This is a genomic window from Dryocola clanedunensis (genome assembly GCF_038405435.1).
Taxonomy (GTDB): domain Bacteria; phylum Pseudomonadota; class Gammaproteobacteria; order Enterobacterales; family Enterobacteriaceae; genus Dryocola; species Dryocola clanedunensis_A.
The window spans coordinates 811,825-825,838 of the sequence record NZ_JBBYHZ010000001.1 but is presented as its reverse complement, the minus strand read 5'-3'; the positions used below and the strand labels follow the sequence as shown (position 1 = coordinate 825,838).

Here is a 14,014-nt window from a genome sequence, read left to right as displayed (position 1 = left end):
TTACCTGAGCAATGGCTTAAGGAAGCGCGCGGTATGGGACGCCTCGCAGGTGGCGACCGTTTCCGGGGTGCCGGAAACGAGGATCTCGCCGCCGCCGCTGCCGCCTTCCGGGCCAAGGTCGACAATCCAGTCCGCGGTTTTAATCACGTCCAGATTATGTTCGATGACCACGATGGTGTTGCCCTGGTCCCTGAGCTGATGCAGCACTTCCAGCAGCTGCTGAATATCCGCGAAGTGCAGGCCGGTGGTCGGCTCATCGAGAATATAGAGCGTCTGCCCCGTGCCGCGTTTTGACAGCTCCCTCGCCAGCTTCACGCGCTGGGCTTCACCGCCGGAGAGCGTCGTTGCCGACTGCCCAAGGCGAATGTAAGACAGGCCCACGTCGATAAGCGTTTGCAGCTTACGCGCCAGCGCAGGCACGGCATCGAAGAACGCGCGGGCGTCTTCAATGGTCATATCCAGCACTTCGTGAATGCTCTTGCCCTTGTATTTAATTTCCAGCGTTTCGCGGTTATAGCGTTTGCCTTTGCACTGGTCGCACGGCACGTAGATATCCGGCAGGAAGTGCATTTCGACTTTGATCACGCCATCGCCCTGACAGGCCTCACAGCGCCCGCCGCGCACGTTAAAGCTGAAGCGCCCCGGCGTATAGCCGCGCGCGCGGGATTCCGGCACGCCCGCAAACAGCTCACGTACCGGGGTGAACACGCCGGTATAGGTTGCCGGGTTTGAACGCGGCGTACGGCCAATCGGGCTCTGGTCGATATCGATAACTTTATCGAAATGTTCCAGCCCCTGAATGTCGCGATAGGCCGCCGGTTCCGCGATGGTCGCGCCGTTGAGCTGGCGCTGGGCGAGCGGGAACAGCGTATCGTTAATCAGCGTTGATTTACCTGAACCCGAAACCCCGGTAACGCAGGTAAACAGGCCTACCGGCAGCGTCAGCGTGACGTCTTTCAGGTTGTTGCCCTTCGCGCCAATCAGCTTGAGGACTTTTTCCGGATCGGCCGGCACGCGGTTTTTCGGGATAGAAATCTCGCGTTTGCCGCTCAGGAACTGTCCGGTCAGAGATTCCGGCGCATCGATGATGTCCTGCATGCTGCCTTCCGCCACTACCTGGCCGCCGTGTACGCCCGCGCCAGGGCCGATATCAATGATATGGTCAGCGGCGCGAATCGCGTCTTCGTCGTGCTCCACCACGATCACGGTGTTGCCGAGGTTGCGCAGGTGGATCAGCGTCTCCAGCAGGCGCTCGTTGTCGCGCTGGTGCAGGCCGATGGACGGCTCATCCAGCACGTACATCACGCCGACCAGCCCGGCACCAATCTGGCTCGCCAGGCGGATACGCTGGGCTTCACCGCCGGAGAGGGTTTCTGCGGAACGGGAAAGGGACAGGTAGTTCAGGCCGACGTTCACCAGGAACTTCAGGCGATCGCCAATCTCCTTCAGCACTTTTTCGGCGATTTGCGCGCGCTGGCCGCTGAGCTTCATGTTCTGGAAGAATTCCATCGCATGACCGATGCTCATATCCGAAATGGTGGGCAGCGGGGTGTTCTCAACGAACACGTGGCGGGCTTCACGGCGCAGGCGCGTGCCTTCGCAGCTGGCGCAAGGGCGGCTGCTGATGAACTTCGCCAGCTCTTCACGCACGGCGGAAGATTCCGTTTCTTTATAGCGGCGCTCCATATTGTGCAGAACGCCTTCGAACGGATGGCGGCGTACGGAGGTGTCGCCGCGATCGTTCATATATTTGAATTCGATGGTTTCTTTGCCGGACCCGTGCAGCACGACGTTCTTCACCGACGCGCTCAGCTCGTTCCACGGCGTTTCTACGTCGAACTTATAATGCTCCGCCAGCGACCGCAGCATGGTGAAATAATAGAAGTTGCGGCGATCCCAGCCGCGGATTGCGCCACCGGCCAGCGACAGCTCGCCGTTTTGCACCACGCGATCCGGATCGAAATACTGCTGTACGCCCAGGCCGTCGCAGGTTGGGCATGCGCCAGCCGGGTTGTTGAACGAGAACAGGCGCGGTTCCAGTTCGCGCATGCTGTAGCCGCAAATCGGGCAGGCGAAGTTGGCAGAGAACAGCATCTCTTCCGCTTTTTCGTCGTCCATATCCGCCACGACGGCGGAGCCGCCGGAGAGCTCCAGCGCGGTCTCGAAGGATTCTGCCAGGCGCTGGCCGATATCTTCACGAACCTTGAAGCGGTCGACAACCACTTCAATGGTATGTTTTTTCTGTAATTCCAGCTTCGGCGGGTCAGAGAGGTCGCAGACCTCACCGTCGATACGGGCGCGGATATACCCCTGGCTTGCCAGGTTCTCCAGCGTTTTGGTGTGCTCGCCCTTGCGGTCTTTGATGATCGGCGCAAGCAGCATCAGGCGGCGGCCTTCCGGCTCGGCCAGCACGTTGTCCACCATCTGGCTGACGGTTTGCGCCGCCAGCGGGACGTCGTGGTCCGGGCAGCGCGGTTCGCCCACGCGGGCATAAAGCAGACGCAGGTAGTCGTGGATTTCCGTAATGGTGCCGACGGTGGATCGCGGGTTGTGCGAAGTAGATTTCTGTTCGATAGAAATCGCCGGCGACAGCCCTTCAATGTGGTCGACATCCGGCTTTTCCATCAGCGACAGGAACTGACGCGCATAGGCGGAAAGGGACTCAACGTAGCGACGTTGCCCTTCGGCGTACAGCGTGTCAAAAGCCAGTGAGGATTTGCCAGAACCCGACAGCCCGGTCACAACAATGAGTTTGTCGCGAGGGATGACGAGGTTGATATTCTTGAGATTATGGGTGCGGGCGCCCCGAACTTCGATCTTATCCATTCACCTTTCCCGGATTAAACGCTTTATGCCCGGCGCACGGATTGCCACCGGAGATCGCAAACGACTAATTATGACACAATAAAACCTGAATGGATATCCAGTGCTTTAATGCAATAATGTATAGCGAAGAGAGATTCTGGAATCCATCCCGCAGCTATAAACATTGGGGGTGGCATGGTAGAATCGAGGGTTTACACTATTCATAAAACGTTTCAGGAGACACGATCATGGCCAGCAGAGGCGTAAACAAGGTGATTCTCGTCGGGAATCTGGGTCAGGACCCGGAAGTACGCTACATGCCAAATGGGGGCGCAGTCGCCAACATTACCCTGGCCACGTCAGAGTCCTGGCGCGATAAGCAAACCGGCGAAACCAAAGAGAAGACTGAATGGCACCGCGTTGTGCTGTTCGGCAAACTGGCGGAAGTGGCCGGTGAATATCTGCGTAAAGGCTCCCAGGTGTACATCGAGGGTGCGCTGCAGACGCGCAAATGGACCGACCAGGCTGGCGTTGAAAAATACACCACCGAAGTCGTGGTCAACGTTGGCGGCACCATGCAGATGCTCGGTGGCCGTGCTGGCGGTGGTGCAGGCGCACCGGCTGGCGGCAACGGCGGTCAGCAGCAGGGCAGCTGGGGTCAGCCTCAGCAGCCGCAGGGCGGCAACCAGTTCAGCGGCGGCGCGCAGTCTCGTCCGCAGCAGAGCGCACCAGCGGCTCCGGCTAACAACGAACCACCAATGGATTTTGACGACGATATCCCGTTCTGATTATCCGTTATAAATAATCCCACAGGGCCCCGTTTTACGGGGCTTTTTTAATGCTCACTCTGTCACCTTTGCTTTTTCCGGCACCGGCTGGCCCATCGATTGTTCCCGCGCCTTCTGCTGAAGAGCCCGCTCCTTCATGATGAGCTGGTACGCGATGTAATATTTATAGATGTTGCTGACATAGGTCACCGTTTCGGTGCCGATCTTCTCGGCGGCCAGATATTCCACGTTGCCAAACCAGACGTTGGGATCGAAGCCGCGCTTTTGCGTTTCGATACGCAGCCGGGCAATGCGCGCCGGGCCCGCGTTGTAAGAGGCGAATGTGAAGAGAGCCTTGTCGAGAGGCGTCATGGGTTCGTCGCGGTAGTAATGATCGATCATCCAGCGCATATACTTCACTCCGGCATTGATGTTGGGGGACAGCTTGCGGATATCCCCGACGTTCAGCTCCCTGCCGGTGCTCGGTAAAACCTGCATCACGCCAATCGCCCCGGCCTTGCTGCGGGCGCTCTGATCGAGGCGAGACTCCTGATAGCCCTGCGCCACCATCAGCAGCCAGTCCACGTCATACTGGTCGCCATACTTTCTGAACACCTCCACCATCGCCAGCAGCTTGCGTCGCTCTTCATCAGCCGCGGCATTTTTGACGTATTTAACGCTTTTCAGGTAGCGGGTAAGCAGGATATTGCCCAGCAGGCTGCCCTTGCTGTTCTCCTCAACGAAGCCATTAAGCAGCGCGAGAAGCTGAGGACTGTTTTTGCGCACCGCCCAGGCGATGTCCGCGCCGTCGCGCAGCACCACATCTTCATGCACCTGAATTTCTGGAAACACCTGTTTCCAGAAAAGAGCCTTGTGACGATCGACAACGATCAGCGGGATGAGGCCCGCGTTGAGCATTTCGATCAGATCCTCATCTTCGAGCGCCTCGGGGGCTGGCTCGAGCGTTATTAGGGGAAGAGATTCGCGAGCAAAACGCACGTTGAGCGCCCGCAGGCTTTCGTAATAGCTTGATGAAAAGCGCACGAAGACGGTTTTGCCGGAGAGCTGTTCCAGCGTCGACACGTTGGGGGATGAAGGTCCGGAGACGAGAAGTTCTTTAACGTTGGTATACAGGGGGGTTGTAAAGGAGACCAGCTTCTCACGCGCGGGCGTCACGCTGAGGTTAGCCGCCGCGATGTCGCCCCTGCCTTCGTTGAGGGCAGCAAACAGCCTGTCGCGGGCGACCGGCACGAAGATGATTTGTACCCGGAGATGGCGATGCTGAAGCTTTTTGTCCTTGATGAGCCTGCGGTTCAGATCGCTTTCTAACGCGATAAACGCGTCGTGGGTAAGCCCGCGCTGGGTGCCCCTATCAAGGAAGTAAAACGTTTTGCTGTAGGTAGTGAGAACCCGGATGACGCGTCGGTCGAGCATGCCGGGCAAATCACCTTTCCAGGGCTGCAGTATCGCGTCCGCGCTGATTGCCAGATCCGATTGTTCCGGCTGTGGCGGTAAAGCCTCTACGGGGGCAGCGGCAGAGACCCTGTTAATTAACAAAAAAGCGATAAGGCAGGCGAAGCAGGTGACGGCGAGCCGCGAAAGAGAGATGACGTTCATGGAGCTGACTCCATAGCTTTCATCTATTCATTCTAGTCAAACTGCAATACTTCGCCTTAGATCAGCACGCAATGACGGCGGCTGCCGGAGCGGCTTATCAGGTCATCACCATCGGCCATTCAGGCGGCGCGTGGCTGGAAATCTCGACCATCACATCTTTAAACGACGACCACATCACGGCGAAATCCGCCGACGTCAGGCCCAGCAGGCCGGTGGCAAACCAGAGCGCGGCGGCGATGCCCAGCAGGCTGCTGATGACGGCTAAAAACGCATAGTCGGATTTTCGAAATTGAATATTCAGGGTGCTGGCGAGAAACATCAGCACGGCACTTACTAACGGCCAGCGCATAAGTAAAACGCCGGTAGTGATTGCAGTCATGGAGCCGATCCTCAGAGGCAAACTCATTACCTGTAACGGTGTCGCATCATGAGGTGCGCCAGAGAGCAGAACAGAACCGTCAGTATGAGTGGTTGCAGAAAATGTAAACAAAATTACGCTTGCAGCGAAGTTGTGAACTATATCACATTTGCTTTTTTAATCGCCAGAAGCGCTGTGCGTTTTTCACACGTTTTGCTTAAACAGTGGCTTACCCGATGGCGGGCCTGCCGCCGTCATTTTGCCGCTGGGATCAAATTCCGGGAATACGGACTAATTTCAGTTAATGGTTTATTCGCTGCTGGTTTAATTAAAATAATGCCCATTTTTACGCCGTAAGCTAAAACTTATCGCCGGTTATTCCTGGGCGTCGCTACGTAACGACTTATTTTGCTCTAAGCTTTGTCAGTAAGGAAAAAACGCCTGTTGCTTATGCATGAATATTCATGCAATTTAATCGAGACATTGCGGGAGTGTTCCGGTTAAGGGTAAAGGGCGGTAATAGCAGGGACATGAGACCACCATGACAAGACGGATGAGCCTGCGTATATTTCGGACGGCGGGGCTGATGCTAACGGTGTTTTTGCCCGTTATGCTGGCTGTGTATTTTGCGCACGTTCGCGCTGCATCTGAGACAAGGCAGCATCTACGCTCTTTTGCGCAATTAGCGATCGAAAAAACAGAGCTTGTTATCCAGCAGGTCGCTTCTGCACAGGCGGAGGCAGGGCAGTATTCCGGGCAGGTTTGCAGCCCAAAGCATATGCAGAAAATGCTGGATATCGCGCGCAGCAAACTTTATGTCGAAGATGTGATTTACAGCAGGGGCAATGAATTTTTATGCTCCACCGCTTATAAGCCTCCGGTGCCGTTCACTGCGCCAAAACCGAATTATACCCGTAAGCCAAACGTGTCGATTTACTATTATCTGGACACGCCCTTTTTTGCTGACCATAAAATGACTTACATGCAGCGGGGGAATTATATTGCGCTGGTTAATCCCCGGGCCTACACCGACGTCATGTCAGATGACCGCACGCTGGATTATGGCGTCTATGATACTGTCACCAAAGAGTTTTTCTCGTTAAGCGAACAGGTAAACAAGCAGCGTTTGCACCAGTTTATTCTAGGTAACGAAAAATACTTTACGGATAATGATCGGGTTTACGCCGTTGAAAAGTCCCGGCGGCGGCCCATCGCGGTCATCGTCTCCACGTCCGGCGAGCGCTTCAATAAAGAGTGGTTTCACCAGCTGACGCTGACCGTGCCGCTGGGGGTGATCTGCAGCATTATTCTTCTGCTGATGTGGTCGCGCACTCGCCAGCAGCTTAATTCTCCCCGACGTCTGCTGATTCGCGCGATTGAGAAAAATCAGCTAAAGCTGCACTACCAGCCCATTATTGATATTCAGTCAGGGAGATGCGTCGGCGCAGAGGCCCTGCTGCGCTGGGTAAATTACAGCGGCCAGTCCGTTAGCCCCGCCAGCTTTATTCCGCTGGCCGAGGCGGAGGGGCTGATTCAGCGAATTTCGGATTACGTGGTGGACGCTCTGTTCAACGATCTTGGGGAATTTCTGGCGATTCATCCGGAGCTTTACGTATCCGTTAATTTGTCCGCCACGGATTTCCACTGCCCGCGCCTGGTGTCGGTGCTGGAGGAGAAAATCGAGCAGTACGGCGTGAAAGCCCACCAGATAAAGGTTGAGGTAACCGAGCGGGGCTTTATCGACGTGCCAAAAACCAGGCCGGTCATTCAGGCCTTCCGGCAGGCGGGGTTTGAAATTGCCATCGACGATTTCGGAACGGGCTATTCCAACCTGCATAATCTGCAGTTTTTAAACGTGGATATCCTGAAGATTGATAAATCTTTTATCGATAATCTCACCACCGATAAGGCCTGCTACCTCATTGCGGAACATATTATTGATATGGCCCGCAGTCTGGATCTGAAAACCATTGCGGAAGGCGTCGAAACGCAGGAGCAGGTTGACTGGCTGCAGGCGCGCGGCGTGCAGTATTGCCAGGGCTGGCACTTTGCAAAGGCGATGCCCCCGCATGACTTTATTAACTGGCTTGCGCTGGCAGGCCAGCACACCCCGCTGCCAACCAGCCCCGCCCGATAGTTCAGGCGTGGTGGCGGTAGTCCGTCGGCGTACGGTCAAACTCCCGGCGGAAAACGCGTGAGAAGGTTTGCTGGGAGACGTAGCCGTAATCCATCGCGATATCAAAAATAGGCCGCTGGGTGGAGCGCAGCTCTCTTGCGGCCAGCAGCAGGCGGCGCTGACGAATGTACTCGCCCAGCGTCTGGCGCATCACGGCGCGGAACATTCTTTGCAGATACCACTTGGAGTAGCCCGATTTCTTCGCCACCACATCGATGTTCAGCGGCTGGTCGATATGCTCATCAATCCATTCAGTCAGGGTATAAATGATGTCCTGGTGTGCCATGGGCCTTCCTTAATCAACGTTATCGATTAGCAGGGTTAACTGGCAGGGAGTATAATTCCTCAAGTTAACTTGAGGTAAAGCGCATTTTGGAAAAGAGAGCCCCCCGTTTTAAATCCCTGCTGTCACCGGGTGAAGTGGCGAAGCGCACCGGCGTGGCCGTTTCGGCGCTGCACTTTTACGAAAGTAAGGGACTGATCAAGAGTTCGCGCAATAGCGGAAACCAGCGGCGCTACGCCCGCGACGTGCTGCGGACAGTGGCGATCATTAAAATTGCCCAGCGCATCGGCATTCCGCTGGCGACGATTGGCGAAGCGTTCGGCGTGTTGCCGGACGGGCATTCCATCAATAAGAATGACTGGAAGAAGCTTTCGTCCCTGTGGCGCGAGGAGCTGGATCGCCGGATTCATACGCTAACCGCATTAAGGGATGAGCTGGACGGCTGTATCGGCTGCGGCTGTTTGTCCGGCGCGGACTGTCCTTTGCGTAACCCGGGGGACAGGCTGGGCGAGCAGGGAACGGGCGCGCGCCTGCTGGAGGATTAGGATAAAGCCCGGTTTGAATTGCCGGATGACGCTGCGCTTAGCCGGGCTGCGCCACATTTCAGCCCAAAACTAAAGCGCCCGACTTCGGCGCTTTAGTTTGTTCCCGGTCTTTGTCTTTCGATCTATCCCGCTTTTCGCAAGGAGGGTTTCCCCCGACGTCAGCGCCCCTCAATTACAGGTTCTCAGGAGGTTCCGGATTGCGCCGATAACTTAAGTGTAGAACCCGCTGGCGAGTAAGCAAGAAAAATTGTGTGTTTTTTGAGCGATTTTTATTCCCCGTTTTACGCAGCGTTTCCTATAGTTATCCCATCCCAGAAAACAAAAGGTTAGCCCATGATCCTCGTCCATCACCTGAACAACTCCCGCTCGCAGCGCGTGCTGTGGATGCTTGAAGAACTTGAGCAGCCCTACGAGATCGTGCGTTACCAGCGTGAACCCACCATGCTGGCGCCCGAGTCGCTCAAAAAAGTGCATCCGCTGGGCAAATCTCCGGTGGTGGAGGACAACGGCAATGTGCTGGTGGAGTCCGGCGCCATTCTTGAATATCTCCAGGAGACCTACGATCCCGAAAGCCGCCTGAAGCCCATCGCCGCGCAGGACAGGCTGCAATACCGCTTCTGGCTGCACTATGCCGAAGGATCGCTGATGCCGCTTTTGATGATGAAGCTGGTCTTCAGCAGCCTTGGGAAGGCTCCCGTGCCCTGGCTGCTGCGCCCGGTAGGTAATGTGCTGGGGCAGGGCGTGCAGAAGGCCTATCTTAATAAGCAGATCCTTACGCACGCCCGGTTTATTGAAAACTATCTCGGCACTTCCCCCTGGTTTGCCGGGCAGGCTTTCAGCGCGGCGGATATCCAGATGATTTTCCCGGTTATCGCCCTGCTGGAAAGAGGGGGGCTTAACGATCTGCCAAATCTCCAGGCATGGCTGAAAAATGCGCAGCAGCGTCCGGCATGGCAACGTGCCATTACCCAGGGCGGACCCTTCGGCATCCCGGGCGGCTAACCTATTCAGAAATCCTATGAGTCAGTGAAAAACATTATCGGTATCTTGCAGTATTGTTGCGAAATTGCGCATCGACGATATCGTTTGCGCACGACGTGGCGATAATTTGTTCGCCCAGCGCGATTTTCAGCAAAAAGCGAGAAAGTTCGGTTGAAAATCCACTCAAGAAGACCGGATAATCGTTTGCCTTCAATTTGACGCACAGTTTTTACACGTGGAGTTAAACGTTTGCTATTTTGCGACGCCCCATTTTGTCGCAATCACGGCCAGGGATTAGATGTTTAATCGGCAGCGGGAAGTCCGTCACGTGTAACAACGTAATCATAAAAATCTCAGGGGATTTTTCACTATGTCTACTCCTTCACCGCGTGCGACCGGCGGTCTTGACGCCTGGTTCAAAATATCTGCACGTGGCAGCACCGTTCGTCAGGAAGTCGTGGCCGGGCTGACTACCTTCCTCGCGATGGTCTATTCCGTCATTGTTGTACCGGGCATGCTGGGCAAAGCGGGTTTCCCGCCGGCAGCGGTCTTTGTGGCAACCTGTCTGGTCGCGGGCGTTGGCTCGCTGGTTATGGGCCTGTGGGCGAACCTGCCGCTGGCTATCGGCTGTGCCATCTCGCTGACCGCCTTTACCGCGTTTAGCCTGGTGCTCGGCCAGCACATCAGCGTTCCCGTTGCCTTAGGCGCGGTGTTCCTGATGGGCGTGCTGTTTACCATTATCTCCGCCACCGGCATCCGCAGCTGGATTTTGCGCAACCTGCCGATGGGCGTGGCGCACGGCACCGGCATCGGTATCGGCCTGTTCCTGCTGCTGATTGCCGCCAACGGCGTGGGCCTGGTGGTTAAGAACCCGCTGGAAGGCCTGCCGGTTGCCCTGGGCAACTTCGCCAGCTTCCCGGTGATCATGTCGCTGATTGGCCTGGCCGTTATTATCGGCCTTGAGAAATTAAAAGTCCCCGGCGGCATTCTGCTGACCATTATCGGCGTTTCCGTCGTTGGCCTGATCTTCGATCCAACCGTGCACTTCTCCGGCATTTTCGCCATGCCGTCGCTGAAAGATGAGTCCGGCCATTCGCTGATCGGCAGCCTGGATATTATGGGCGCGCTGAATCCCGTCGTACTGCCGAGCGTACTGGCGCTGGTGATGACGGCGGTGTTCGATGCCACCGGGACTATCCGCGCGGTAGCCGGTCAGGCGAACCTGCTGGATAAAGACGGGCAGATCATTGACGGCGGCAAAGCGCTGACCACCGACTCCCTGAGCAGCGTGTTCTCCGGCCTTGTGGGCGCAGCCCCTGCGGCGGTTTACATTGAGTCCGCGGCGGGTACGGCAGCGGGCGGCAAAACGGGCCTGACGGCCATCACCGTTGGCGTGCTGTTCCTGCTGATCCTGTTCCTCTCCCCCCTGTCATACCTGGTGCCTGCCTACGCAACCGCGCCTGCGCTGATGTACGTCGGCCTGCTGATGCTGAGCAACGTGGCGAAAATCGACTTTGCTGACTTTGTGGATGCGATGGCTGGCCTGATCACCGCGGTGTTCATCGTGCTGACCTGTAACATCGTTACCGGCATCATGATCGGCTTCGCCACGCTGGTGATTGGCCGTCTGGTCTCCGGTGAATGGCGCAAGCTGAACATCGGCACGGTAGTAATCGCGATTGCGCTGGTAGCGTTCTACGCGGGCGGCTGGGCAATCTAGCTCTTATCTCTTGCGGGTTACGTCCTGTAACCCGCACGCTTCTTTTCCTTCAAGGCATTTCCTGTTTCCTTCCGGTGTAGAAAGTTGTTCTATTATGGGAGCAACCTCCTGAAAAAAGGGCTTCACAACACACCGAACTGAAGGAAAGCATGGAAATTTTCTTTACCATTCTCATCATGACCCTTGTGGTTTCACTCTCCGGGGTCGCGACGCGTATGCTGCCGTTCCAGATCCCGCTGCCGTTAATGCAAATCGCCATTGGTGCGGTACTGGCCTGGCCCCACTTCGGTTTGCACGTCGATTTCAACCCCGAGCTGTTCCTCGTGCTGTTCATTCCGCCGCTGCTGTTTGCGGACGGCTGGAAGACGCCAACCCACGAGTTTCTGAACCACGGGCGGGAAATAATCGGCCTGGCGCTGGTACTGGTGCTGGTCACCGTGGTCGGCATTGGCTTCCTGATTTACTACCTCGTACCGGGCATTCCGCTGATCCCGGCCTTTGCGCTGGCGGCGGTGCTGTCGCCAACGGATGCCGTGGCGCTGTCGGGCATTGTCGGCGAAGGGCGTATCCCAAAGAAAATCATGGGGATATTGCAGGGCGAGGCGCTGATGAACGACGCCTCTGGCCTGGTCTCGCTGAAGATGGCCGTCGCCGTTGCGGTTGGCACCATGGTATTCACCGTGGGTGGCGCAACGCTCGAGTTCTTTAAGGTTGCCATCGGCGGCCTGCTGGCGGGCATTGCGGTGAGCTGGCTGTACGGTAAATCACTGCGCCTGATGAGCCGCTGGAGCGGCGATGAGCCCGCCACGCAAATCCTGCTGCTGCTTCTGCTGCCGTTCGCCTCCTATCTGATTGCCGAGCACATCGGCGTGTCGGGCATTCTGGCTGCCGTGGCGGCGGGGATGACCATTACCCGTTCCGGCGTGCTGCGCAGCGCGCCGCTGGCGATGCGCCTGCGTGCTAACAGCGTCTGGGCGATGCTGGAGTTTGTCTTCAACGGCATGGTCTTCCTGCTGCTGGGACTACAGCTGCCGGGCATTCTCGAAACCTCCGTCGCTGCGGCAAACGCCGATCCAAACGTGGAGCTGTGGATGCTGTTCCTGGATATCGGGCTGATTTACATCGCGCTGATTGGCGTGCGCTTCCTGTGGCTGTGGTCGATGAAGCGCCTCAGCCTGCGCTTCCTGAAAAAGCGGCCGCTGGAGTTTGGCAACTATACGACGCGCGAGCTGGCCATCGCCTCTTTCGCGGGCGTGCGAGGGGCGATAACCCTTGCGGGCGTGCTCTCTATTCCGCTGCTGTTGGGGGATGGCTCACCCTTCCCGGCGCGCTATGAGCTGATATTCCTGTCTGCGGGGGTCATTCTCTTCTCGCTGCTGGTGGGCGTGGTGATGCTGCCGATCCTGCTGCGTAACGTAGATGTGCCGGACAAAGCGGTCGCCCGTACGGAGGAGCGGCTGGCCCGCTCGGCAACGGCGGAGGTGGCGATTGTCGCGATCCAGAAGATGGAAGAGCGGCTGGCGGCGGACACCAAAGAGAATATCGACGATCAGCTGCTCAAAGAGGTGAGTTCGCGGGTCATCGGGAATCTGCGCCGCCGTGCCGACGGGCGCAACGACGTGGAGAGCAGCGTGCTGGAAGAGAACCTCGAGCGGCGCTTCCGACTGGCGGCTTTACGCTCAGAACGTGCCGAGCTTTATCATCTGCGCGCGACGCAAAAAATCAGCAATGACACGCTGATGAAGCTGCTGCACGACCTGGATTTGCTGGAGGCGCTGTTAGTCGAGCAGCATTAATCCGCAAGCGACGCTGGTGCTAACCTGACCGTAGAGTGGTTAATCACCAGCGTCATCCACCAGCCGCTAGTTTTCAACCGTCGGCCAGAACTCTTTGCAGCAGGCAATCCACGCCTGTGCGCTCTGGGAGATATAAACACCCTCCCGCCAGATCATCTCTAACTGCCAGCTTAACTGGCTGTTTAACGGCAGCCACATCAGCGTGGATTTATCCAGTTTTTCGCAGATCGGCTCCGGCAGAATAGCGATGCCGATGCCCGCCTGCACCATCGACGCAAGAAAATCCCACTGCCCGCTGCGTACGGCAATTTGCGGCGTAAATCCGTGCTCCTGAAAGAGCTGGATTAGCTGGCGGCTGAGGGCAAAGTCTTCGTTGTAAATCAGCAGCGGGTGGGCGGCAAGCTCACCCGGATCGACGCTGGTGCGCGACATCCACTGGCCGGAGCGGGGCACCAGCACGCACAGGCGGTGGCGAAAGAGCGGCAGGCGGCAGAATAGGTTTTCGTCTTCGGTGGGGAACGCCGTCATGGCTAAATCCAGCTCGCCGTTTATCACCGCCTGCTGCACCGTCAGGCCGCCAAATTCAGAAATTTTCAGCTCTACGCCGGGGTAGCGCTGGCGATACAGGCCGATGGGCCCGGTCATCAGCATACCCACCATCGGCGGAATACCCAGCCGCAGCACGCCCTTATTCAGATGGTTGATGTCGCCCAGTTCGGCTTCCAGCTGGCGAAACTCTGCCAGAATCGCCAGGCCACGCTGAAACACCACCTGTCCCGTATCGGTGAGCAGCAGCTTGCGGCCGTCGCGGATCAGCAGGGTACAGCCCAGCTCGTCTTCCAGGTTGCGCAGCATTTTGCTGATGGTGGGCTGGGTGACAAACATCTTTTCCGCTGCGCGGGTAAAACTCTGCTGGCGGACGACTTCTACAAAGTAGCGAAGCGTTCTGATATCCATGGTCATTCC

At 57.1% G+C, this 14,014-nt stretch carries 11 protein-coding genes; 6 read left to right on the top strand and 5 right to left on the bottom strand.

The window, feature by feature from the left end; all coding sequences use genetic code 11:
* Positions 1 to 2,826: an excinuclease ABC subunit UvrA gene (gene uvrA / locus AAE045_RS03830; RefSeq protein WP_455546527.1), complete on the bottom strand. Its 2,826-nt coding sequence runs from the start codon at positions 2,824 to 2,826 to the stop codon at positions 1 to 3.
* A 227-nt stretch (positions 2,827 to 3,053) separates the two neighbouring features.
* Here uvrA and ssb1 point away from each other — a divergent pair, with 227 nt between their 5' ends.
* Positions 3,054 to 3,593 (top strand): single-stranded DNA-binding protein SSB1, encoded by a 540-nt coding sequence (ssb1, locus tag AAE045_RS03825; RefSeq protein ID WP_271131218.1) that lies wholly within the window; start codon positions 3,054 to 3,056, stop codon positions 3,591 to 3,593.
* A 54-nt stretch (positions 3,594 to 3,647) separates the two neighbouring features.
* Here ssb1 and AAE045_RS03820 read toward each other — a convergent pair whose 3' ends face one another.
* Positions 3,648 to 5,189, bottom strand: a complete 1,542-nt coding sequence (locus tag AAE045_RS03820; RefSeq protein WP_455546526.1) for a transglycosylase SLT domain-containing protein — start codon at positions 5,187 to 5,189, stop codon at positions 3,648 to 3,650.
* A 97-nt stretch (positions 5,190 to 5,286) separates the two neighbouring features.
* On the bottom strand, positions 5,287 to 5,568 hold the full coding sequence (locus AAE045_RS03815) for a YjcB family protein (RefSeq protein ID WP_455426088.1): 282 nt from the start codon (positions 5,566 to 5,568) through the stop codon (positions 5,287 to 5,289).
* Positions 5,569 to 6,088: 520 nt separating this feature from the next.
* On the opposite strand from AAE045_RS03815, the gene AAE045_RS03810 reads away from it, so the two are divergent.
* Positions 6,089 to 7,684 carry an EAL domain-containing protein gene (locus AAE045_RS03810; RefSeq protein WP_455546525.1) on the top strand — a complete coding sequence of 532 codons (1,596 nt, stop codon included), beginning with the start codon at positions 6,089 to 6,091 and terminating at the stop codon, positions 7,682 to 7,684.
* A 1-nt stretch (position 7,685) separates the two neighbouring features.
* Here the strand turns inward: AAE045_RS03810 and soxS are convergent, their stop codons facing one another.
* Positions 7,686 to 8,009, bottom strand: coding sequence for an AraC family transcriptional regulator (gene soxS, locus AAE045_RS03805; RefSeq protein WP_455426086.1), 324 nt, complete (start codon positions 8,007 to 8,009; stop codon positions 7,686 to 7,688).
* Between the two features lie 86 nt (positions 8,010 to 8,095).
* Between soxS and soxR the strand changes: the two genes are divergently transcribed.
* The 4 genes from soxR (at position 8,096) to AAE045_RS03785 (ending at position 13,048) form a co-directional block, all read left to right on the top strand.
* Complete coding sequence (gene soxR / locus AAE045_RS03800; protein WP_455546524.1) at positions 8,096 to 8,551, top strand: redox-sensitive transcriptional activator SoxR; 456 nt, start codon at positions 8,096 to 8,098, stop codon at positions 8,549 to 8,551.
* 333 nt (positions 8,552 to 8,884) lie between these two features.
* Positions 8,885 to 9,553: a glutathione S-transferase family protein gene (locus tag AAE045_RS03795; protein ID WP_455546523.1), complete on the top strand. Its 669-nt coding sequence runs from the start codon at positions 8,885 to 8,887 to the stop codon at positions 9,551 to 9,553.
* A gap of 349 nt (positions 9,554 to 9,902) precedes the next feature.
* On the top strand, positions 9,903 to 11,252 hold the full coding sequence (gene ghxP / locus AAE045_RS03790; RefSeq protein ID WP_455426083.1) for an NCS2 family permease: 1,350 nt from the start codon (positions 9,903 to 9,905) through the stop codon (positions 11,250 to 11,252).
* Between the two features lie 149 nt (positions 11,253 to 11,401).
* The gene (locus tag AAE045_RS03785) at positions 11,402 to 13,048 is read left to right on the top strand and encodes a Na+/H+ antiporter (RefSeq protein ID WP_455546522.1); all 1,647 of its coding nucleotides are present in this window, start codon (positions 11,402 to 11,404) and stop codon (positions 13,046 to 13,048) included.
* A gap of 66 nt (positions 13,049 to 13,114) precedes the next feature.
* Here the strand turns inward: AAE045_RS03785 and AAE045_RS03780 are convergent, their stop codons facing one another.
* The gene (locus AAE045_RS03780; protein ID WP_455546521.1) at positions 13,115 to 14,005 is read right to left on the bottom strand and encodes a LysR substrate-binding domain-containing protein; all 891 of its coding nucleotides are present in this window, start codon (positions 14,003 to 14,005) and stop codon (positions 13,115 to 13,117) included.
* Positions 14,006 to 14,014 lie beyond the last annotated feature (9 nt).

Bases quoted from the DNA above. Each gene is read 5' to 3' on its own strand.
- uvrA (WP_455546527.1), bottom strand. From the start codon at position 2,826: ATGGATAAGATCGAAGTTCGGGGCGCCCGCACCCATAATCTCAAGAAT.
- ssb1 (WP_271131218.1), top strand. From the start codon at position 3,054: ATGGCCAGCAGAGGCGTAAACAAGGTGATTCTCGTCGGGAATCTGGGT.
- AAE045_RS03820 (WP_455546526.1), bottom strand. From the start codon at position 5,189: ATGAACGTCATCTCTCTTTCGCGGCTCGCCGTCACCTGCTTCGCCTGC.
- AAE045_RS03815 (WP_455426088.1), bottom strand. From the start codon at position 5,568: ATGACTGCAATCACTACCGGCGTTTTACTTATGCGCTGGCCGTTAGTA.
- AAE045_RS03810 (WP_455546525.1), top strand. From the start codon at position 6,089: ATGACAAGACGGATGAGCCTGCGTATATTTCGGACGGCGGGGCTGATG.
- soxS (WP_455426086.1), bottom strand. From the start codon at position 8,009: ATGGCACACCAGGACATCATTTATACCCTGACTGAATGGATTGATGAG.
- AAE045_RS03795 (WP_455546523.1), top strand. From the start codon at position 8,885: ATGATCCTCGTCCATCACCTGAACAACTCCCGCTCGCAGCGCGTGCTG.
- ghxP (WP_455426083.1), top strand. From the start codon at position 9,903: ATGTCTACTCCTTCACCGCGTGCGACCGGCGGTCTTGACGCCTGGTTC.
- AAE045_RS03785 (WP_455546522.1), top strand. From the start codon at position 11,402: ATGGAAATTTTCTTTACCATTCTCATCATGACCCTTGTGGTTTCACTC.
- AAE045_RS03780 (WP_455546521.1), bottom strand. From the start codon at position 14,005: ATGGATATCAGAACGCTTCGCTACTTTGTAGAAGTCGTCCGCCAGCAG.